Source organism: Paenibacillus lentimorbus NRRL B-30488, from assembly GCF_000411595.1.
Lineage (GTDB): Bacteria > Bacillota > Bacilli > Bacillales > Bacillaceae > Bacillus > Bacillus velezensis.
The window spans coordinates 1-24236 of record NZ_ANAT01000006.1 but is presented as its reverse complement, the minus strand read 5'-3'; the positions used below and the strand labels follow the sequence as shown (position 1 = coordinate 24236).

Annotated in this window: 6 protein-coding genes and 1 pseudogene; all 7 read right to left on the bottom strand. The window is 50.1% G+C overall.

From position 1 onward, the window contains the following. Positions 1-19: 19 nt before the first annotated feature. Positions 20-1654, bottom strand: coding sequence for an AMP-binding protein (locus tag D368_RS03150; protein ID WP_101563073.1), 1635 nt, complete (start codon positions 1652-1654; stop codon positions 20-22). A gap of 44 nt (positions 1655-1698) precedes the next feature. Beyond that, complete coding sequence (locus D368_RS03145; RefSeq protein WP_003153894.1) at positions 1699-2841, bottom strand: acyl-CoA dehydrogenase family protein; 1143 nt, start codon at positions 2839-2841, stop codon at positions 1699-1701. Between the two features lie 140 nt (positions 2842-2981). Further along, positions 2982-4520, bottom strand: coding sequence for a glycoside hydrolase family 10-like protein (locus tag D368_RS03140; RefSeq protein WP_128574552.1), 1539 nt, complete (start codon positions 4518-4520; stop codon positions 2982-2984). Between the two features lie 121 nt (positions 4521-4641). Then, positions 4642-5022 (bottom strand): DUF1360 domain-containing protein, encoded by a 381-nt coding sequence (locus D368_RS03135; protein WP_003153891.1) that lies wholly within the window; start codon positions 5020-5022, stop codon positions 4642-4644. A gap of 75 nt (positions 5023-5097) precedes the next feature. Then, a complete protein-coding gene (locus D368_RS03130) occupies positions 5098-8901 on the bottom strand; it encodes a non-ribosomal peptide synthetase (RefSeq protein ID WP_128574551.1) in 3804 nt (1267 codons plus the stop codon). Between the two features lie 18 nt (positions 8902-8919). Beyond that, positions 8920-19694: pseudogene (locus D368_RS03125) on the bottom strand (non-ribosomal peptide synthetase). 25 nt (positions 19695-19719) lie between these two features. Beyond that, on the bottom strand, positions 19720-24236 hold a 4517-nt coding region (locus D368_RS03120; protein ID WP_486129206.1), incomplete at its 5' end, for an amino acid adenylation domain-containing protein.

The window sequence follows — 24236 nt, the reverse complement described above, 5'->3', positions numbered from 1 at the left end:
CACTCCTTTTTCATTAAGTTCATTTGAGCTCTTCAATCGTTTTTTCCCGCAGCTTGAATTTCTGAATTTTTCCTGAGGCTGTCATTGGATATTCATCTGTAAACAAAACATACCTGGGGACTTTATAGCGGGCGATATGTTCTTTGCAAAAGGTTCTGATGTCTTCTGCGGAAGCGGTTTGTCCGTCTTTGAGCCTGACCCACGCCGCGGCCTCTTCTCCGTATTTCGGATCAGGCACGCCGACGACCTGAACGTCTGCCACTGCGGGATGCCGATATAACATTTCCTCAATTTCGCGCGGATAGATATTTTCGCCGCCCCTGATCAGCATGTCTTTCAGACGGCCCGTGATTTTGCAGTACCCGTCCTCGTCCATGACCGCCAAATCACCGGTATGCAGCCAGCCGTCTTTGTCTATCGCTTCTTCGGTCGCTTCTTGATTTTTATAATAGCCTTTCATGACATGGTATCCGCGGGTGCAGAGCTCTCCTTGTTCACCCCGGTCGGCTTCTCCGGATGTTCCGGGCCGAACGATTCTGACTTCGATATGGGGAAGCGCGCGCCCCGCTGTTTCCACTCTTCTTTCAAACGAATCATCCGTTCTTGTCTGCGTAATGACAGGTGATGCTTCGGTCTGTCCGTAGGCAATGGTAATGTCGGTCATTCCCATTTTGCCGATCACTTCCCTCATGACTTCCGCCGGGCATGGCGAGCCTGCCATAATCCCGGTTCGGACGTGGGAAAGATCATATTCAGAAAAACGGCTGTCATTTAGGAGGGCGATAAACATCGTCGGTACACCGTGCAGAGCCGTGCAGGCTTCTTGCTCCACCGTTTTCAGAACAGCCGGCGGAGAAAACTGTTCGATCGGAATCATCGCCGCACCCGCGGAAACACACGCCAGCACGCCGAGCACACACCCAAAGCAGTGGAAAAACGGCACAGGAATACATAAACGGTCACTTGAAGTAAGCTTCATGCATTCTGCGATATTGGCCGCGTTATTTACGATATTAAAATGTGAGAGCATGACGCCTTTCGGAAATCCGGTCGTACCTGATGTATATTGCATATGAATGCAATCATCCTTTTTCAGGCTGTCCATCTTTCCGTCAAGCGCTGCATCCGTTACAGCTTCGCCATCCTTCAGCAAAGAATCCCAGCGGTGCATCCCGGGCGGACTTTTATCACCGATATATAACACCGTCCGTAAAAAGGGGTAACGTTTCGAACGCAGCCTGCCGTGCTCACAAGTTTTCAGCTCCGGAATCAGCTTATTCACCATCTCAACATAAGATGTCTGCCGGTAGGAATCCATGATTATCAGGGCCGAGACGTCTGAATGCGCCAGCAGGTAATCGAGTTCTGCGATTTGAAAATTTGTATTGATGGTGACCAGAACGGCGCCGATTTTCGCCGTTGCAAATTGCGCCGCGAGCCATTCCGGTATGTTGGATGCCCATATGGCCACATGATCTCCTTTTTCAATTCCCAGTTTCATCAGCCCTTTTGCGGTTTGCCGGCATAACCGGTCAAACTCGGCATACGTATAACGAAGGCCGCGCTCAGGGTAAACAACCGCTTCATGATCCGGAAAAAGCTCCGCGGTCCGCTCAAGCAGCTTTCCCGCTGTTAAATGGATAAGTTCAGCCATATGACCTGCCCCCTTCCATCCCTGTCTTAGTAAACGTTTTCATTTCACTTCAAAAGCTGTCTTGCGATGACCATTCTTTGAATTTCTGATGTTCCTTCTCCAATCTCCATCAGCTTTGCGTCACGAAGCATACGTTCGACACCGCATTCCTTCATATAACCGGAACCGCCATGAATTTGGATGGCCTGAAGGCAGGTTCTGACGGCCATTTCTGAAGCATAAAGCTTGGCGAATGCCGCTTCTTTCGTAAATGGCAGGTTTTGATCCTTCAGCCATGCCGCTTTAAGCACCATTTGTCTGGCAAGGTCAATTTCCATCGCCATATCGGCCAGCTTAAATTGAATGGCTTGAAATGACGATATCGGACTGCCGAACTGCTTGCGTTCCTTCGCATATGACAGCGACGCCTCCAGTGCGCCTTGAGCGATACCGACAGCCAGTGCCGCAATCGAGATCCGTCCGCCGTCTAATGTATATAAAAATTGTTTAAAACCTTTTTCAGGATCACCGAGCAGGTTATCGGCAGGCACCCTGACATCCTCCAGCACAAGCTCGGCCGTATCCGATCCTCTCACACCCATCTTGTCGTACGGATTTGTGATCGTAAATCCCGGTGTGTCTGTCGGGACGATGAGAGCTGAAATGATCGGTTTTCCGGCGGAGTTCTTTCCCGTAACGGCGGTGACAATGACCGTGCGGGCGTAATTTGCGTTTGTGATCCAGCATTTTTCTCCGTTTATCACATAGTCATCGCCCTTTTTCTCGGCTTTTGTCTGGGTACCGCCGGCATCTGAACCGGCATTCGGCTCTGTCAGCCCGAATGATCCGAGTGCTTTTCCCGAAGCAAGCGGAATAAGATGTTCTTGCTTTTGCTGTTCAGTACCGAAATAGTATAATGGGCTTGCGCCGAGTGACACGGCTGCCGCGTAGCTCAGCCCCGTGCTGCCGCAGGCTTTTCCGATTTCTTCAACCGCTGCTGCATATGAAATGGTGTCACCGCCCGCCCCGCCGTATTCTTCCGGAAACGGAATTCCGAGCAGCCCAAGTTCGCCTATTTTTTTAAATGTGTCTATCGGGAAAACGGCTGATTGATCAACCTCATGGGCTTTCGGGGCAATTTCATTTTTGGCGAAATCTCTGACCATTTCGCGCACCATCTGTTGTTCTTTTGTCAGTTGAAAATTCATTAACCTTCCTCCTTCTGCTGCTTTCTACATTTTATTAATGGGGGTCTTTATTCATTCCATCCAAATAAAGTCTGAACATTCGGACTCATCCATTGCAAAAAAACTGACAGCGCGGCAACTGTCAGTTTTATTAATAATGGCTATTTAATCGTCCGTTTTGCGGAGGGACGGCTCTCATGGTGAAGCCTGTCAACGGAAGTAACGATATAGGTGCAGGCTTCTTTCGCCCGAATATCAGTATCTGAAAATGTCTGAGTCCGTGACGATGTTTTTCTGACTGTATCCACTAAATAAGGCTGCTTTCCCTTTTCTGCGCGGTAAATGGCGTAATAAGCCGTTTTTTTACCGTTGGATTTCGCATCTTCGATATAGAGTGTATGGCCTGAAGCGTTCTTCTCCGCCCGTTTGACAGACGGTTTTTTTAAAGCCGACTGTCCGAGCCAAGGCATCTCGGGAATTAATGCGGGCCGGCTGTACATGTCTTTGATCAAACGGTTTTTTACATCGAGCGGATTACGGTTTAAATCCTTTAAACTGAAATGCATGCTTCCTTTAATCCAAGCTGATCCCCTGTTTAGCGTAATCTGTCTTCCGTATTCCCCCGGGTCGGCCCATGCCGGATCAGCATTGTTGTTGATTTTATAAGCTGCCTGCCCGATATATAAATGCACCGGCCGATTATTCACTTCTTTTCCCCACCAATCCGCTAAGACGTCATATGCCGCCGCTTTAAATCCGATACTCCAGTAAATTTGCGGTGCGATGTAATCAATGTATCCTTTTTGGATCCATTCTCTTGTATCAGCATATAAGTCATCGTAGTTCCGCACCCCGGCGGCCGTTTCGGAGCCTGTCGGGTCATCTGCGGCATTTCTCCATACGCCGAACGGGCTGATTCCGAATTTGACATAAGGTTTTTCTCGTTTGATGGTTAGGTTGATTTCTTTTACAAGCCGGTTGACGTTATCCCTGCGCCAGTCATCAATTGATGCAAAGTGAGCTTTTCCGTACTGTTCGTATTCCGCCTGATCGGGGAATTCCTGTCCGGCAATTTTATAAGGATAAAAATAATCATCCATATGAACCGCATCAATGTCATAACGGCTGACCACTTCTTTGATTCCATCCGTTATAAATTGTCTTACTTCCGGAATTCCAGGATTATAGTACAGCTGTTTTCCGTATGCAGCGACCCAGTCCGGATGGGAACGCGCGGGATGATCATCTGAAAGCGCATTCAAATTTGTGTGATTCATCGTGATCCGGTAAGGATTGAACCAAGCGTGAAATTCAAGATTCCGTTTATGTGTCTCTTCAACTAAAAAAGCAAGCGGGTCGTAGCCGGGATTTTTGCCTTGTGTTCCTGTCAGATACTCTGACCAAGGCCCGTAATCTGATGGATAAAAAGCATCAGCCGCAGGCTTAATTTGGACGATAACGGCGTTCATCCCCATCTCCTGAACGTCATCCAGCAGCTTGCTGTATTCTCTTTTTTGCTCTTCCGGTGACAGCCCTTTTTTAGAGGGCCAGTCGATATTAGTGACAGACGCGATCCAGACGGCTCTCATTTCTCTCTCCGGCTGAGTGCCGCTTGCTTGTGCGGATGCTGAGAACGTAAAGATGCCGGCTGTCAGTACAACGGCCAAAAACCATATCATGCTAAAACGGCAGCTTTTCATGTTTTTCCCCCTCTCTGCTTTACGGTATTCCGAAGCATTCCGGGCGGTGAATCAGGAAGCCTGCTTTGCTCCTCTCAGCCTAAAAGGGAAAGAAAAAAGTCCTAAAGCGAATCAAAACGCTTCAGGACTTTTTATGTTTTATGGCGGCGAGCACGTCAATGACCTTCGTTCCGACGCCGACGCATGTTTCAAGAATGGCCTGCGCTCCGGCAATGGACAAAATGAAAATAACCGGATGCGCATAGCGGGGCCAGACCAAATAGCAGATGCCGATCAATATGGCGCACCAGACGCCCGCACACCAATAACATTGCAGCATATAACCGAATGCGGAGGAAGGGACTTTTTTTTGGACGGCGCGCCCGTTTTGATCGACGGTTTTTTCTTGCTTTATAAAGGGTTTTCTTATGAATTCCGTAATCTTATCAAATACGATCAAATGGGTCAGCCGGTAGCTGGCAAGAATAATCATTACATACGTAAGCCAAGATAGGTTCGTCATCTCAAAGCCTCCAAAAAAAACTGAGTTTGATTCCCCTATCTTGCCCTTTGTCTTCTTCAGTCATTCTGCCGGATGTTACAGATTCCGCGCCAAGCGTCTTCCGCTGTTTGCGATGATGTCCAGTATGACCTCGGCATTTTTGTGTGCAAAGGCGGGTTCAAACATATCTTTATGGGCTCCCTCGCCCTGATATTCCTGGTAGAGTCCCGTTGTGGCGCCTTCCCATTTCTTCGGCTCAGACTCAGCATTGTGCTCTTCCTTTAAGCCGGCCTCGATAAAATGGAGGTTTGCCGCAATTTGGCCGTCATTTATCAGTTCCGCCCAGTACGTTTGATAGCGCTCTGTTTTTCTGATGACCGCTTCCCTGACGGCTTCCGGGACATTTTCGGCTGTTGCGTTTGTTGGCTGCTTCGGCAGTGCGTCAAGCTTTCTGTACGCGTCTGCGATAATGACGTCGCTGATTTCTAAGCCTCGCTTTTCCATCGCTTTTGCAGCCTCGAATGCCGTATTGCCGCCCGCTGAATATCCGAAGAGGATGTAAGGGCCTTCCGGCTGGATTTCCAGCATCTTATCAATGTATTGTTCCATTCTGCTGTCTTCTTCAATAAAGTTAAAACCGTACACAGCAGCCCGTCCATTTAATGCCGCCGCCAGATCTTTAAAGAAAATGCCGAAACCTGAGATTGGCGGAAAACAGAAAAGATTGCGGCCTTTCGGCTGATTCAGTCTGCTGATATGCTGTTCGGCAGCTTCTGACAGTGTGTTTGAATACAGCTTTTCAGCCAATTGTTCAATTGTCGGATATTCAAATATCATTTCAATCGGCACATCCATCTGCTGCCTGGTCTTCAGCTGATGAATCACTTGCAATGCTTTCAAAGAATGGCCGCCCAGCTCAAAGAAGTCATCCTGTATGCCCAGCTCCCCGCAGCCGAGGATCGACGTCCAAATGTCGATCAGCTCACGCTCTACCCAGTTTCGTGGCGGAACGGCTTTTGATGAAGCTTTTTTCCGTTCCGGCGCAGGCAGCCCGCGGCGGTCAACTTTGCCGTTTGCGGTAAGCGGCATACGGTCAAGCTTCATCACATACTGCGGAATCATATAGTCGGGAAGCGACCTGGCCAATAGGGATCGAATGGCTCTTTCTTCAGCATGTGCGCCTGTATAATACGCACAAAGGGTTGCTTCTTGTCCTTCGTCTGACACGATGACTGCAGCTTCCCTGATTCCATCAATTTCAGTCAGCCGCGCTTCGATTTCGGCCGGCTCGATACGCTTCCCGCGAATCTTGAATTGACGGTCGATACGGCTGATGTATCCGATGCTTCCATCCGGCAGCCAGTGTGCCAAATCCCCTGTTCTGTAGATCTTTTCTTCAGGATGAACCGGATGGCTGACAAACGCTTCACTTGTTAAATCAGGCCTGTTTAAATAGCCTTTGGCAACCCCGTCCCCGCCGACACAAAGCTCACCGGGCACGCCGATCGGCGCAAGTCCGCCATTTTTATCAATGATATACGCGGTTGAATTGCTGATCGGTTTTCCGATTGGGATCGGCTGAGAAAAATCGTGCCTGATTTCGTAAAAGGTAGAAAATGTCGTATTTTCCGTCGGCCCGTATATGTTATAAAGGCTGAGATTCGGACAGCGGTGTCTGACCTTATTGATGAGCGCCGGGGACAATGCTTCTCCGCCGACATATAAGGTGTGCAAACCGGAAAACATCTCCGGATCCGCCTGGGCAAACTGGTTAAAGAGCGCCGTCGTCAAAAACAGAATCGTAATACGATTGGAACAAAGATAATTGCCGAACCTCTCAGGGGCAAGCATTGTCGTGCGGTCAACCACATGAAGGCACGCTCCGTTCAATAGCGCTCCGAAGATTTCAAACGTCACTGCGTCAAAACCGATGGACCCTGTCAGAATGAGACGGTCCGTCGTGCCGGCTGACGTATAATTGCTGTTTGACACGAGCGATACGACGTTGCGGTTGGAAATCATCACACCCTTCGGTTTTCCTGTTGAACCGGATGTATACATAATATAGGCAAGATCATCAGGTGACGTAACGGTATTCAGTTTTCCCGCCTCAGCGGTTTGTTTTTCAGCTGCAGCCGGGATAGAGATGATGTGAGAAAAGTCAACGTCAGTCTCAATCCCTTTTTGTACCGTTAACAGCTGTGCTCCGCTCTCAGTGAGCATATCGGCGATCCTGTCGGATGGCAGTTCTGCATCGAGCGGAAGGTACGTCCCTCCCGCTTTCAATACAGCGAGAACAGCGATGATAAATTCCGGTGAGCGTTCGGCAAGAATCCCGGCAATTCCTTTTGGCGCCAAACCGTTTTCCAGCAGGATGCGGGCGAACGCAGTTGACCGTTCATCGAGCTCCCGGTAAGTCATCGTCAGCCCGCCGGCGTGAAGCGCCTGATGATCCGGGGTTTTCTTCACCTGTCGGCTTATCAGGCTGATGATGCTTTCGTCTCTTTCATAAATTGTTTTCGTGTCATTAAATTCGCCGATTATTCTTGATTTTTCCTTTTGTCCGAGCATCGGAAGTCGATCAGCGGGAACATCGGGATTGAAGGCGGCGCCGCGCAGCGCTTCTTCCAAGTGTCCTTTTACGCTCTCTATCCATACTTCGTCATAAACGTTCGCATTGTAGCTGAATTTGATGATCAGCTCATCGCCGGGCGCTATGATGAGGTTAAAATCGTAGCCCGATTGTTCCGAAACATTAACATTCCCGATCTGGAACGGTGCATCCGATTCCTTTTCCGCGTCTCTCATCTGCTGCTGAATCGGATAATTTTCAAACACGATGATATGGTCGATTAAATCCTGTTTCAGCTCAGTCTGAGATTGGATGTCAGCAAGCGGATGATAACTGAACGCCTCTGAATCAAGCATTTCTTTCTGGCAACGGCCCAGCAGTTCTCTAAAGCTTTCGTCACCCGTTTTAATGCGTACCGGCACAGTATTGATAAACAGCCCGATCATGCTTTCCACGCCGTCAATGACGGAAGGCCGCCCTGATACGACAGCGCCGAATACGGCATCGTCCGTCCGGTTGTAGCGCTGCAGCATCAGGCCCCATACAGTCTGCATAAGAACCGCGAGCGTAGCGCCCTCTTCTTTGGCGATGGTTTTCAGCCTGTCTGTCAGATTTTGATCTAAAGAAAACAGGAGCTCTTTCTTACGGTAGCCTTTTTCCTGGGGACGGGCCGATATTTTCGGGAGTCCTGAGGGTGTCTCGCAGCCTGCTAAATATCCTTTCCAATACTCAGAAGCCGCGTCTTTGTCCTGATCAGTCAGCCATGTAATATACGTGCTGTAAGGCTTTGCGGGCGCCAATGTGACGGGTGAGTCTGATTCAATCGCCCGGTACATATGCATGAATTCCTGAAGGACGATACCGAGGCACCAGCCGTCCATAAGGATGTGATGGTGGCTCCAGACGCATACATATTTTTCGTCAGCCGTTTTAAACAAAGACACACGCATCAGCATATCCTTTTGCAAGTCAAAGCCTTTTAAGCGGTCACGTTCCTTAAATCGCTGTAAGTAGGCGCTCTGTTCCGCTTCATCCAAATGTGTAAGATCTTCGCGGTGCAGCCGGAATTCCCGCTCACGCAGCACGACTTGGCGGGGGCCGTTCAGCTGAGCGACATGAGGTAAAAAAACCGTTCTGAAAATATCGTGGCGGCTGATGACAGACTGTACGCTTTGCTCAAACAATTCCGGACGAAGCCGGCCTTTTATGGTGAAGACGGATTGCTCGATATATGCAGCCCCCTCCTTTTGCAGAAAGGAATGAAAAAGCATTCCTTCCTGCATTCGGCTGAGGGGATAAATATTTTGGATATTTTTTGTTTTGTCCATGTGTTCCTCCCGCTCGGTTTAGTGGAAGCTGAGTAAGTCGGCAATATCCTGCAATGCTTCCTCAGTCAGCTCCCGATCATCAAAGTCACTGACGGTCTTCTCCGTATCGGTTTTGCTGAGGCAGTGTTCCGACAGTTTCAGGAGATAATACCGGCAGCTTTCGGACAGCCATTCGATCGTATCTTGCCGGAAGCGCTCCGTTTCATAGGAAATGCTGACGGTCATCCGGCCTTTTGCCGCAATCGCGCTGATTTCAAGTGACTGCTCCCGTTTCCATGTATCTGTCACATCATCTCCGCCTCCCAAAGGAGAAAACTGAAACGCGTCAGGCTGTTCCGTTTCTGCCGAACTCCCGCCGGGCGCATCGAATTGTCCGAGATAATTAAAGCTGATCTCCGGTGCTTTCCCGAAAGTCATCCCGGCAAGCTTCGGCGGTGTTAAATATTTGAGGACGCCGTATCCGTTCCCTTTATCCGGAATGCGCCGCAATGTGTCTTTAACGGTTTTCAATGTGCGAATTTCATATTCTTCAAGAGGTTCATAAACTCCGCTCCGGACAAGCACCGGGTAAATGGAAGTGAACCACCCCACTGTCCTGCTGATGTCCGCACCTTCCTGTTCCGATTGGCGTCCGTGTCCTTCAAGGGCGATTTTCAAAGCGTGCCGCGGCGACCACTTTTGAAGGGCAAGCACGGCGGAAGCCAACAGCACATCTTGCGTATCCGTATTGTAGGCGCTGTGCACATCTTTCAACAGGGCGTCCGTTTCACTTTCTGTCAGAGTGAAGGATACCGTGTTCCGTTTTTTTGCAGGAGTTTGAGATAGATCTGCCTGCTCGTAAGGAAGACTTTCTGTTTCATAGTGTTCAATCTCCCGCCAATACTCCGCCTGCTGAAGAAGCTGTCTGCTTTCGGCATAATCGGCCAGCTGCTCCGTATATGTTTTGAATGACATGGTTTTCGGAGGGAGTTTGATTTCCTGACCAGAGGCGGCCTGCTCATAAGCAGAAGCCAAGTCCTCCAATAAAATCCGCCATGATATCCCGTCGACAGCGAGATGATGGACGGTCAGAAACAAGTAATCTTCTGCTTCAGAGCGGAACAGCCCCGCCTGTACCAGCGGCCCGTTCTCCAAATCCATGTTTCTCTGAAGCTCTGCGACGCGGCGTTTTATAAAACGTTCCTTCTCATGCTCATCGCCTTCTGTTTCTAATATGGTCAGGTTGTAAAGCTGCTCATCTGCGAGGTCAGCCGGTCTGTTGAAGAGGAGAAGACCTTTCTCTTCGTCTTTTTTGCAGACAAGGCGCAAGGCATCATGATGAACGGTAATGGCTTTTAACGTTTTCTTCAGAGCCTCTTCATCTATTGAATTTGTTCTCGTCAGCATGACGGACTGGTTAAAATGATTTGCTTCCTTCATGTCTTGTGTGAAGAACCATTTGTGAACCGGCGACCACTTCACTTCTCCTTCTGCGGGAGCTTGGCTGACCGGCTGCCGCTCTGTACGGACATAAGGAGCCAGCTCTCTAATTGTCGGCCGGCTGAAAATATCTTTTACGGCGATCTGTTTTCCTGCCTGATGTAATCGGGCTGATACTTGCAGGGCTTTGATGGAATCGCCGCCCAGTTCAAAAATGATTGATCCGCGGCAATGTTTTCAGTTCCGAGCACTTCGCTCCAAATCGCGGAAAGCTCTTTTTCCAAGTCGCTTTCAGGCTCCGTAAATGCCCGTCCGGTGTGCGCTTTTTTCCGCGGCTCAGGAAGCGCGCGGCGGTCAAGCTTCCCGTTCGGTGTGACAGGCAGGGCTTCAAGTGTTTCAAAGAACGCCGGCACCATATAAGCGGGCATTTCATTTCTGAGTGCCTGCTGCACGGTTTCACTTTCTGTTCCTTCTTCTGTCACGATATAAGCGCATAGTTCCGCTTGGCCTGCTGATGCGGACAGAGCGGTAACGGCTGCTTCCTTGACACCTTTTATGCCTGTTAAGGCCGATTCAATTTCTTTCAGTTCCACCCGGTAGCCTCTGATTTTGACTTGCTCGTCCATTCGGCCGATATATTGCAGCGTGCCGTCCGGCAGCCATTTTGCCAGATCGCCCGTGCGGTACATGCGCCGGTTCTTGTGGAACGGGTCTTGGACAAAGGCTTGAGCCGTTTGCTTAGGAAGATTGCGGTACCCTCTTGCAAGGCCGGAACCCGAAATGCAAAGTTCTCCCGTTACACCGATCGGCTGCGGGTGATCCCCGTTTAAAATATAAACGTGTGAATGCTCAATCGGACGGCCGATCGTAATGTTCTCACTTTGTTCTATATGTCTTGCCGCTGTAGTGGCGACGCTGTTTTCCGTCGGGCCGTACTCATTGGCAAGCTCCGTTTGAGGGCAAACTGATAAACTGCGGCTGATAATGTTTTGGTCGACAGCTTCTCCAGCTAATGTGACAATTCTGAGAGACTCTGCATCCCCCGGCTCCAGTACGTCAAGCAGTGTACGGTACAGTACGGGAACAATGATCATGTGAGTGATGCGGTAAGATGCAAGATAGTGTTTAATGGCAAGAATATCTCTTGCTTCATCTTCAGCTGGAACGGCCGCCTTCGCACCTGAAATCAGCGGTGTGAACATACTTGTTACAAAACCGTCAAAGGAAAATGAAAAGAGCTGAAGAACCGTATCTTTCTCATTCAGATCATAAAATCCGCTGCGCCATTGAAGGGTTTTGCTGACGGAACGATGTTCGACCATAACCCCTTTCGGCCTGCCTGTCGTCCCGGACGTGTAAATGATGTAAGCCAAATCTTCCGGTGCTGATAATGGCTGAACCGGTGATGCGTCTTGTTCTTGGATATCCTCCAGTGCGAGCACTTCACCTTTAAAATGATCGGGCACTTGATCTATTGCGCCGTGTACGGTAAGGAGAAGCGCTGTGCCGCTGTCTGAGATGATATATTGCTTGCGTTCCTCCGGATATTCAGGATCTATCGGGACGTAGGCGCCCCCGGCTTTCCAAACCCCGAAGACTGCGGCGACTTGTTCCGGTGATCTTGGTATTACAATGCCGACGGCGGCATCCGGTCCGATCTGCCGTTTTTGCAGAGCTCTGGCGATTTTATTCGACCATTCATCTAATTCTTTATATGTGACCAACGTTTCCCCGCTGATAAGGGCTGCCGCATCCGGTGTTTTTCGCGCCTGGGTGATGAACAGTTCATGAACTGTTTTTTCAGGCAGCTGTTTATCCGCCATGCCGTTAAAGTCCGAAAGAATTCGGTCCCGTTCCGGAGCAGTCAGCATGCTGATCGCTTGTATAGAAGTTTCCGGTTCACGGACAATGTGTTCAAGCATCGTCATAAAGTGGGAAGCCCAGCGCTGCATCGTTTCTTTCCGGAATAAAGACGCCGCATATTCAAACAGAAAATGAATCTGTCCCCCGCCTTCAGAAGCCTGCAAAGTGACATCAAATTTGGAAACCGGACGGGACACGTCCGCAGGCTGAATATGCAAACCGTCCAACAGCAGTTCCTCATGCTCCATATTCTGGACAACAAGCATGGCATCAAACAGAGGATTACGGCTTGTGTCCCGCTGCACGCCGAGACATTCCACCAGCTCTTCAAACGGGTAGTCCTGATGTTCATACGCCTCAAGCGCGGCCTGGCGGACTTCCGCCAAGTAATCGGTGAACCGTTTGTCCCCTTTCGGCTCCGTTCTGATGGCCAGCGTGTTGACGAACATGCCGAGAATCGGTTCAAGGTCTTTGTGCGGACGCCCGGCAATCGGCGAGCCGACGATGATGTCTTCCTGCCCGCTCAATCTCGCGAGCAGCGTATTGTACGCGGCGAGAAGCACCATATACAAAGTGGAGCCGTGATCCCGGGCGATGCGGTGAAGGCCGGATGCCGTTTCAGCGTCAAGCGTGCACGATACGCTGCCGCCTGCAAAGCTTCTGACAGCCGGACGGGGCTTGTCAGCCGGAAGCTCCAGCACCGGAAGCTCTCCTTCTAGCCGTTTCAGCCAATAGGCTTCCTGTTTCTGGTACCCTTCTTTCTGCTGAAACGACCGCTGCCAGACGGCATAGTCTTTATATTGAAGGCGCATCGGCGCAAGCGAACGGCCTGCGTACAGCTCGCCGAATTCTTTAATCAAGGTGTTGACGGACACACCGTCAGAAATAATATGATGCATATCCGTTAATAAAAGATGGCGTTCGTCCGATTCTTTCACGAGGGCCGCACGGAAGAGCGGCGCTTCCTCCAGACAAAACGGCCGGACGAATGCGTCAGCTGACTCGGCCTCATCGAGCTGAAACGGTACGCTGTCATGGATGCGCTGCACCGGTTCGCCGTCAGGCCCTGTTTCAAAGGACGTTCTAAGCGATTCATGCCGCTCCACAAGCTGCCGGAACGTCTCCTCCAGCCGGCTGCGGTCAAGCGGGCCCGTCAGTTCCAGCACAGCCGGCATATTGTAGCCGACACCGCCGTCTTCAAGCTGTTGGAGCACATACATCCGTTTCTGCGCCGAAGACACCGGGTAGGTATCTTGTGTTTGCGCAGGCTGAATCGCTTCATACGGGCTCTCTTCCAAGTCCTGAATAACCGAAGCGAGCTCTTCCACCGTCGGCCGGGCGAAGATGTCCTGTAACGGAACCTGAACACCGAACTCTTTGGCGATGCGGGAGACGAGAGCCGTCGCTTTTAACGAATGGCCGCCCCGCTCAAAAAAGTGATCCCGGATGCCGACGGGTCCGTTTTTCAGCACCTCTTCCCAAAGGGCGCAAAGCTTCATTTCCGTGACGTTCCGCGGGGCGGTGTACACCTGTCTGTCTGCCGCTCCGCCGGGAGCCGGCAGCGCGCGGCGGTCAAGCTTTCCGCTCGGCGTGACCGGCCATTCGCTCATCTCTATAAACTGAGCCGGCATCATGTAGGCCGGAAGGCGTGTTGCAAGCTCCGCCCGCACGTCATCGCTTTTTCGTCCTTCAATATAGGCGTAAAGCGCGGTTTCGCCGTGTTCGGTCCGGGCGGTGACCGCCGCCTCACGAATGCCGTCGATGCGCCGGATCGCCGCTTCGATCTCCCCCGGTTCAATCCGGTAGCCGCGGACTTTCACTTGTCCGTCTGAACGCCCGAGCCATTCGACAAGGCCGTCTTCTGTCCAGCGTGCGATATCACCCGTCTGATACATGCGTTCTCCCGGATAAAACGGATCATCGAGAAAACGCTCCGCCGTCAGTTCAGGACGGTTCAAATAGCCCCGGGCCACCCCTGTCCCCGCGATATACAGCTCTCCGATACAGCCCGGCGGCAGAAGCTGTCTCTTTTGATTTAAAATATACAGCCGCATGTTATGTCCGGAAATGCCGATCGGAACATTGTGAAATTCCTTTCCTTGCGGCAAATCAAAGTACGCCGCTTCTACCGTCGCTTCCGTCGGACCGTAGGAATTTGTCAATTCCGTTCCCGGCAGAAGGTCATAAAAACGGGAAACCAAGTGAGGGCCCAATTGTTCGCCGCCGGCAAAAACCCTTTTTAAGCAGGTCTTTTTGATCGGCTGTTTTCTGGAATTTATATATTCCAAGAAAGCATGAAGCATGGATGGCACAAAATGAGCTGCCGTTATGCGGTTTTTCTCCAATGCGTTCAGTATCATTTCAGGGTCTTTCTCGCCGCCTTGCGGAAGGAGAAAAACAGAAGCTCCCGCGATCGGCCACCAAAACAGCTCCCAAATCGAAGCATCGAAAGAGTATGATGTTTTATGCAGAATGGTGTCGGAATCCTTTAATCCATAACGCGTTTGCAGCGAGTATAAAAAGTTTACGGCTGACTGATGTTCAACCTGCACGCCTTTTGGGCGTCCCGTAGAACCGGATGTATAGATGATATAAGCCAATGAATCAGGTTTCACCGGAACATTGGGGTTGGCCGCAGCTTCCGGGTTTCCTGTTTGCCCGCTTTTCAGAGAGATCGTTTCTCCCTCAAAAAGATCTGGTGCGAAAAGTTCTGGTTCTGCCAGTAAGAATTTCACGCCGCTGTCTTTCAGTAAAAAGCGAATCCGCTCTTCCGGATAATCCGGATCAATCGGCAGATATGCACCGCCTGCTTTTAAGACAGCGTAAATGCCGATCAGCATGTCAGGAGAACGACGGCCCATAATGGCAGTTTTATCCTCCAGCCTTATTCCCCGCTTGATCAGCCGGTGCGCAAGCTCATTCGCTCTTTCGTTCAGCTCCTGATACGTAATCGAAATGTCATCAGTTAAAATCGCCGGACGGTCCGGCGTTTTTTTCCGCCTGTTGTTCCAGCAGATCATGAAGAGGCTGATGAAGCGGAAACGCCGTTTTCTGCAAGGGGCTGAAAGCGTGAAGCAGAGATACTTCTTCTTTTTCCGACAAAACAGAAATATCGTCTAATTCCAAACCCGGATCAGCTGCGGCGTTTTCGGCAAGTGTCGTGAAAAATTCCGCCCATTTTTGAATCGTTTTTCTCTCAAACAAATCGGTGCTGTATTCAAACTGGCAGTACAATTCACCGGCGTTTTCGGAGATGTACAGCGATAAGTCAAATTTAGAAATCGGCAGGCTGACGTCTGCCGGCTGCAGTTCAAGTCCGGCTGCCCTTAGCTTCTGCTGTTCCATATTTTGCAGCGCAAATGTTGTGTCAAACAGCGGATTTCGGGACATGTCCCGCGGCACACCGAGCTTATCGACGAGCTCTTCTAACGGGTAATCCTGATGTTCGTAAGCCTCAAGCGCTGTTTGGCGAATTTCCTTTAAATATTCTTTGAACGTCATGCTTCCGTCGGGACGCGTCCTGAAAGCGAGCGTATTGACAAACATGCCCAGAACGGCGTCAAGGTCGGCATGAGGCCTTCCTGCAATCGGAGACCCGACAATCATATCTTCCTGTCCGCTTAAACGGGCTAACAGAACCGTGTACACACCGAGCAGCGTCATATAAAGTGTGCATTTGTTTTCTTTCGCCAGCTTTTTCAACTGTGCTGTATGTTTTTCGCTGATGACAAATGACACCCGGTCACCGGAAAAGCTCCGCACCGGGGGACGCGGCTTATCAGCCGGCAATTCAAGCACGGGAATCTCCCCGGCAAGCCGGTTCAGCCAGTACTCCTCTTGTTTCCGATATGCGGCGCCCGCCATAAATGATTGCTGCCAGACGGCATAATCTTTGTATTGAATCCGTAACGGCGGCAGACTTCTCTCAGCATACAGCTCACTGAATTCACATATCAAAAGATTGACGGATACGCCGTCTGAAATAATATGATGCATGTCAGCTAAAAGCAGGTGCCGGTCTTTTTCAATTTGGACAAATCCCGCCCGAAAAAGAGGCGCTTTGCCGAGATCGAACGGCCGGATAAACGCTTCGGCTGATTGTTCTTTTGTAAATGCAAACGGCACTTCGTCATGAATCCTCTGCACAGGCCGGCCGTTTTTTCTTCAAAGGACGTTCTGAGCGGTTCATGCCGCCGGATCAGCTCCTTGAACACGGCTTCCATCCTGTCTCGGTCAAACGGCCCCTTCACCTCTAAAACGGCTGGAATGTTATAGCTGACACCGCCATTTTCAAGCTGGTGAAGGACATACATCCGTTTTTGAGCGGATGAGACAGGATAAGTTTCTTTTGTTTCTGTCTTTTCTATGGATGCGAACGGATTCTCTTCTGCTTCACCGATGATTTTGGCGAGTTCTTCTACAGTCGGATAGCTGAAGACATCACTCAGCGGGATTTGCACGCTGCACTCTTTAGCTATTTTTGCAACGAGTGCCGTCGCCTTTAATGAATGGCCGCCAAGCTCGAAAAAGTGATCGTGAACGCCGATCGGGCCGGTTTGAAGCACTTCTTCCCATATGCGGGTAAGCTTCAGTTCGGTCACATTCCGGGGAGCTGTATATCGACGGCCCGCTGCGTACGCTGAAGCTTCCGGAAGGGCCCGCTGATCGACTTTGCCGTTTCCAGTGAGCGGAATCGCGTCAACGAAAGCCCATTTGACCGGAATCATATAATCAGGCAGCTCCTTGGCCAAATCACTTCGCAGCTGAGAAGGATCAGTCGCTTGTGAGACGCTGCAGTAGGCGCATAATTCATTTTCGCCCGACTCATTCGTTTGAATCAGCACGGCAGCTTCTTTCACGGCATGATGATTTGCCAGGACGGTTTCAATTTCCTTCGGTTCAATCCGGTACCCTCTGATCTTCACTTGATCATCTGTCCGGCCGATGTATTCAATTTGGCCGTCCGCACGCAGTCTTGCCAAATCTCCGGTCCGGTACATGACGGCGCCCTTTCTGAACGGATCCGGCAAAAATTTCTCTTCGGTCAGCGCCGGATTGTTCACATAGCCTCTTCCTGTATTCGCTCCGGAAATATACAATTCTCCCGCAATTCCGAGAGGCTGAAGCTGTCTGTTTTTGCTGAGAATATACATTTTGTTATGATGGATCGGTTTCCCGATCGGCGGATGTTCAGGTATGTCATCTCCCGCAGAAATCGTATACGTTGAAACCACATGGGTTTCTGACGGGCCGTAATGATTATGCAAATGCATACCGTGTAAACGGAGCGTCTGCCTGAACAAACGTGAGATAGTCAGCTGCTCCCCGGCCGTAATGACATGCTTCACACAGCGGGGAAAAGACTGTGCATAACCTTCTTCATTGAAAAGCATCTTGACAAACGCAGTCGGGAAAAACACCACCTCTGTTTTGTGCTGATCGATAAACGAATACAGCTGAGAAACATCCCGTTTGATTGATTCGGGCACGATACAAAGGGTGCCGCCGCTCAAGAGTACTGAAAATAACTCCTGATAGCAGACGTCAAACGCCAAAGATGCGTACTGCAGTACATTTGTGCAAAAATCAATATCTGTGTTCGTCAATTGGTCAGAAAGAAGGTTGGCCATATTTTTATGTTCGAGCAGCACGCCCTTCGGTTTCCCTGTCGTACCGGATGTATAAATCATATAAAGGAGGTCGTCCGCCGTATTAATGGATTGCACATTGCTTCCGTCCGCTTCCGTCCCGGCCTCTTCTATATATGTAACCTGCAGCGTTTGTTCCGCGGGGAGTGACTGATGCCGCTCTGTTACAACATGGATGCAGCCGCTGTTTTCAATAACATATCGGATACGCTCCTTTGGACTGCCGGGATCTATCGGGACAAAGGCGCCGCCTGCTTTTAAAATACCGAGAACGGCCGCCGCTAAAGAAGGGGAACGGCCGAGCATGACGCCTACCGGCTCCTCCCGCTTTAATCCGCGTTTTTGCAGCAGACGGGCCAGCTTATTAGCCGATTCATTCAGCTCTTTGTACGTCACTGACCCGCCTTCATACCGGATCGCGATTTGATCCGGCGTTTGTGCGGCCTGCCGTTCAAACATCGCATGAATCGTGTCATACTCAGGCTTTTCAGTTTCTTCAGAAATCGGAGCAAGCAGCTGCTCTTTTTCCTCAGGAGTGATGATTACAAGCTTATCCGGCGTGATATCAGGTTTGTCGAGAATCTGGGAAACGATATGTGTCAAATGACCTTTGATATTTTCGATAAATTGGCGGTCATACACGCTTGAATCGTATCTCATTTTCAAATGAATCTCGTCACCCGGCGCCACCATAAGATAAAAACTGTAATTGGTTTCGTCTTCCATGCTGAAATCATGGATGTGAAAAAGGTCTTTCGTTTCCCCGTTGCTGTTCAGCACATCGAGCTCCTGTTCAACCGGATAATTCTCAAAGACGAGAATATGGTCAATTAAGCCTTGTTTTACCTGTGAATTCGCCTGTATATCATAAAGCGGATGATAGCTGTATGCCTGTCCTTTCAAAGCGTCCTTTTGCACGTTTTTGATCAGCTTTTGAAACGGGATGTCCGCCCCGCTGATCCGGACAGGCACGGTATTAATGAACAGGCCGATCATTCGCTCGATGCCTTCGATTTCAGACGGCCTTCCGGAAATAACAGAACCAAAAACCGCATCTTCTGTCTGGTTATACGCCTGAAGCAAAATGCCCCAGAGCGTGTGGAAAATGGTGCTCAGCGTGACCTCTTCTTTCACGGCCAGATCTTTCAGCTTAGCCGTGTCCTCTTTTGAAAAGGAAAACGTCACTTCCTCTTGTCTGCTTTCGCCGGCTTTTTTCTGCTTCGGCAGAACAGTCTGCTGCTCAAAGCCTTCAAGGTATCGCTCCCAGTACGAAGCGGCTTTTTCTTTATCTTGCTCCATCAGCCACTTGATGTAGGTCCCGTACGGCACAGCAGGCTCAAGCGTTAACGGTGTCCGGCGGAGGCGCGAGGCGTATATCTGGAAGAACTCTTTCAGCACGATCCCGAGACACCAGCCATCCATAATAATGTGATGAAAACTCCATATGCACGTATATTCACATTCTCCGGTTTGAAGCAGCGTCACCCGCATCAGCATGTCTTTTTGCAGGTGAAATCCTTTCTTACGGTCTCTTCGTTTGGCTTCTTCAATATGCTTGATTTGATCAGCCTTGTTTAAATTGGTGAGATTTTCCTCAATGATGCTGACGTTCCGCTCTTTTAATACGACCTGCTGCGGCACTGACACGTTCTGGCTGATAAAGATCGTTCTGAAAATATCATGTCTTTCGAAAAGGGCATGAACGCTCTCTTCAAACACGCGGGTGTCAACCTTCCCTGTTATTGAAAAAGAGGCCTGCTCGGCGTAAGCTTGTGATTCCTTTTGCAGGAGGGAATGAAAAAGCATTCCTTCCTGCATATAAGACAGCGGATAAATATCCTGAATTGCATTCTTTTTTGTCATGTTATAATCTCCCCGTCGCCTTTTTCTACAGTTCCTCGACAAAACTCGCTATGCTGTCCAAATCATCAGATGTTAACGTTTTGCTGCTAAAATCACTAACGGTTTTTTCTGCTTCCTCTTTGCCTGTGCAGTGCGCCATAATATCACGCAAATATTGCTGTAAGGTTTGCAGCAGCTGTTCCATCGTTTCTTTGCGGAAGCGGCTCGGCGGATAGCTCAAACTGAAGTGCAGTTTATGTTGTGCGGCCATCGCGCTCATTTCCACCGCTTGTTCCCGCTGCCATGTCGGCGTGATGTCGTGCCCGCTCGCAAGACCGGATAAACTGAATGTGTGCTGATCTTCTGTATCATTGAATTGCCCTAAATAGTTAAAGCTGATTTCAGGCGCTTGTCTGAAGCGGATTGTTTTTTGTTCAGACGGTGTCATGTATTTTAAAATGCCGTAGCCTATTCCTTTATCCGGTATTCTTCCGAGTGTGTCTTTGACCGTTTTTACAGCCGTTCCAAGCTCAGCGCCTGCTGTGTTCAAGTCAATGAGCACCGGGTACATGGAGGTAAACCAGCCTACGGTGCGGCTGATATCGAGCTCCGGCATGATGTGCTCTCTCCCGTGCCCTTCCATCGCGATGCGCAGTCTGCCGCCCCCTGTCCAGTCCCGTAAAGCCAAAGCTGCGGCAGTCAGAAGAATATCTTGCGTATCGGTATGGTAGGCCCGGTTGACCCGCTGAAGCAAAACGGACGTTTCTTCTTCTGTAAGCGTAAAGCTTACCGTTTGCCGAACGCTGTCGGCTCCCGTCTGATACTGCGGTTTTTCATAAGGAAGTTCGGCGGCTGTTTCTTCTTCAATAAAACGCCAATATTCTTCTTCACGCATCAGCTTGCTGCTTTTTGCGTATTCTGAAAGCCTTACGGCGTATTGCTTAAACGAATCGGTCTTTGGCGGAAGCTGGACCGGCTGACCTTTTACGGCTTGAGTGTAAGCGGCAGATAAATCCTCCAGCAGAATACGCCATGACACTCCGTCAACCGCCAGGTGATGTACGGTGATGAATAAATAATCCCCTGACCGGGTTTTGAACCAGCCGGCTTTTAATAACGGTCCTTTTTCAATATCCATCCGCTGTTGGAGCGCAGCCACTTCATCTTCTATTTCTCTTTCCCAAGTATCTGTCTCAGACAGATCCCAAATGTCCAAGCTGTACAGTTCATCTTTTTGAATACCGTGATTGATTTGTCTGATACTTTCGTTTTCTGAACTGACGGTGATACGGAGTGCATCATGATGAATGACAAGATGCTCCAAGGCTTGTTTGAGCGGCTGTTTATGCAATGCGTCAGAGCTGAACATCATGACGGACTGATTGAAATGATTTCTGTTTTCCATCCGCTGTGATAAAAACCAGTGCTGAACGGGTGTCCAAGGTATGTCTCCTTCCACCGGCCGCTGATCGATGACTCTTTCCGCTTTCCGGATAAGAGGCGCGAGTTCCTTAATGGACGGATGCCGGAATAAGTCACTTGCCGTCATTTTCCACCCATAGCGTCCGAGCCGTGCGGCAACTTGCAGCGCTTTGATTGAATCGCCGCCCAACTCAAAAAATGAATCCTCAATCCCGACTTGTTTTGTGCCGAGCACTTCCTGCCAGATCACGGAAAGCTGTTCTTCAAGCTCATTGCGGGGAGCTGTGTACGCGGTTTGAAGCGCAAGCTCCGGTTCGGGCAGATTTTTCCGATCCAATTTACCGTTCGGCGTAAGCGGCAGCTTCTCAAGTTCCATCATATAGGCCGGAACCATGTAATTCGGCAGTTGCTTAGAAAGTGAAGAACGCACTTTTTCTGTATCCATGTCCGCCTGCAGACTCATATATGCGATCAGTTCTTTATTGCCGGACTGCCCGGTTCTGACTGACACGGCAGCTTCTTTCACGCCGTCCAGGCTCCTCAGTGCGGCTTCAATCTCTCCCAGCTCGACCCGATAACCGCGGATTTTCACTTGATCATCCATCCGTCCGGCATATTCAATCGTTCCGTCCGGCAGCCAGCGGGCTAAATCTCCGGTGCGGTACATCCGTTCTCCGGGAACAAAAGGATTAGGGACAAATTTTTCTTCCGTCAGCTCAGGGCGGCCGAAATATCCTCTTGCCACACCGTCTCCGCCTGTGCATAATTCGCCGATGACGCCTATCGGCTGCGGTGTTCCCCTGCTGTTTATGATATATGCGGTTGAATTTCCGACAGGGCGGCCGATCGGGATTGAATGATCGTATGATTGTTCAATCAAAAAGCAAGTCGAGAACGTCGTGTTTTCAGTCGGCCCGTATCCATTCCATACTGAGAGATGCGGCAGCGCATTCCGAACCCGGTTTACATGACTTGGGGACAGTGCTTCCCCGCCGATAATCAATCGGGATAATCCGGAAAACACGTGTTCATTTTGTTCTGATAGATGATTGAACAAAGACGATGTCAGCCACAGTGTCGTAATGCCGTTTTGCTGTATAAATGTTTCCAGAACATCAGAGTCGAGATAGGTTTCCTGGTCACTTACATATAAAGAAGCGCCGTTTAAAAGCGGACCGAATATTTCAAATGTCGTTACATCAAATCCTAATGATGAAGTAAACAACAGTCTGTCTTCCGGCGTAAAATCAATATAATTGCTGTTTTTCACAAGGCGGATCACGCTTCGCTGTTCAATCATGACGCCTTTTGGCGCACCTGTTGACCCGGATGTATAAATCATGTAGGCCAATGATTCAGGTCCGCCGAGCGGTTCGGGATTTTCCGAACTCAAGCCGGCCTTTGTTTGAATATCCTCTATGAATAAACGTTTTCCTGAAAGCGGCAGACCGTCAAGTTTATCAGATTGGAGAAGAATATCAGCTTTACAGTCTTTAAGCATCCATTCAGCCCGTTCCCGAGGCACATCGTCACCGATAGGCAAGTAGGCGCCTCCTGCTTTTAATATTCCGAGGATTCCGGAAGCAAGCTCTGTTGTGCGGCCGGTTAATAAGGCGACAACACTTTCCGGACCGACGCCATTTGATCGAAGAGCCGCCGCTATTCTGTTAGCCCGTTCGTTCAGCTCACGGTATGTCAAGATTTGTCCATCGTATACAACTGCCCGGGCATCGGGGGTTTCTTCAGCCTGACGCTCAAATAAACGGCTGATGGTTTCGTGTCTTGGGTAATCGCTTTTCGTCTGATTAAACTGATAAATGACGCGATTTGTTTCAGCATTATCCAGTACGTGAATGTCACCAAGCGATATTGTTTGGTCTTCAATTACTTTTGTAAGAATTCGGGTAAAGTAAGAAAGCCATTTTTCGATTGTCTGTTTTTGATAGATATCTGTATTGAATTCAAAATCAAAGCTGATGGAACCGTCAGACCCTTCCGCCGCGTAAAGCGTGGCATCAAACTTTGCGGTTTTATGACTTGTACCCGCAGCTTGAGTCAAATGCAGCTCATTTAAATTCAGGGATTCACGCTCCATATTTTGGAGCACAAACATCACGTCAAACAGCGGATTACGGCTTGTGTCCCGCTGCACGCCGAGCCGCTCCACCAGCTCTTCAAACGGATAGTCCTGATGTTCATACGCCTCAAGCGCCGCCTGGCGGACTTCCGCCAAGTAATCGGTGAACCGTTTGTCCCCTTTCGGCTCCGTTCTGATGGCCAGCGTGTTGACGAACATGCCGAGAATCGGTTCAAGGTCTTTATGCGGACGCCCGGCAATCGGCGAGCCGACGATGATGTCTTCCTGTCCGCTCAACCGCGCGAGCAGCGTATTGTACGCGGCGAGAAGCACCATGTACAAAGTGGAGCCGTGATCGCGTGCGATGCGGTGAAGGCCGGATGCCGTGTCAGCGTCAAGCGTGCACGATACGCTGCCGCCCGCAAAGCTTCTGACAGCCGGACGGGGCTTGTCAGCCGGAAGCTCAAGCACCGGAAGCTCTCCTTCGAGCCGTTTCAGCCAATACGCTTTCTGCCTTTGATACCCTTCTTTCTGCTGAAACGACCGCTGCCAGACGGCATAGTCTTTATATTGAAGGCGCATCGGCGCAAGCGAACGGCCTGCGTACAGCTCGCCGAATTCTTTTATCAAGGTGTTGACGGACACACCGTCAGAAATAATATGATGCATATCCGTTAATAAAAGATGGTGTTCTTCCGATTCTTTCACGAGGGCCGCACGGAAGAGCGGCGCTTCCTTCAGACAAAACGGCCGGACGAATGCGTCAGCTGACTCGGCCTCATCGAGCTGAAACGGTACGCTGTCATGGATGCGCTGCACCGGTTCGCCGTCAGGCCCTGTTTCAAAGGACGTTCTGAGCGACTCGTGCCGCTCCACAAGCTGCCGGAACGTCTCCTCCAGCCGGCTGCGGTCAAGCGGGCCCGTCAGTTCCAGCACAGCCGGCATATTGTAGCCGACACCGCCGTCTTCAAGCTGTTGGAGCACATACATCCGTTTCTGCGCCGAAGACACCGGGTAGGTATCTTGTGTTTGCGCAGGCTGAATCGCTTCATACGGGCTCTCTT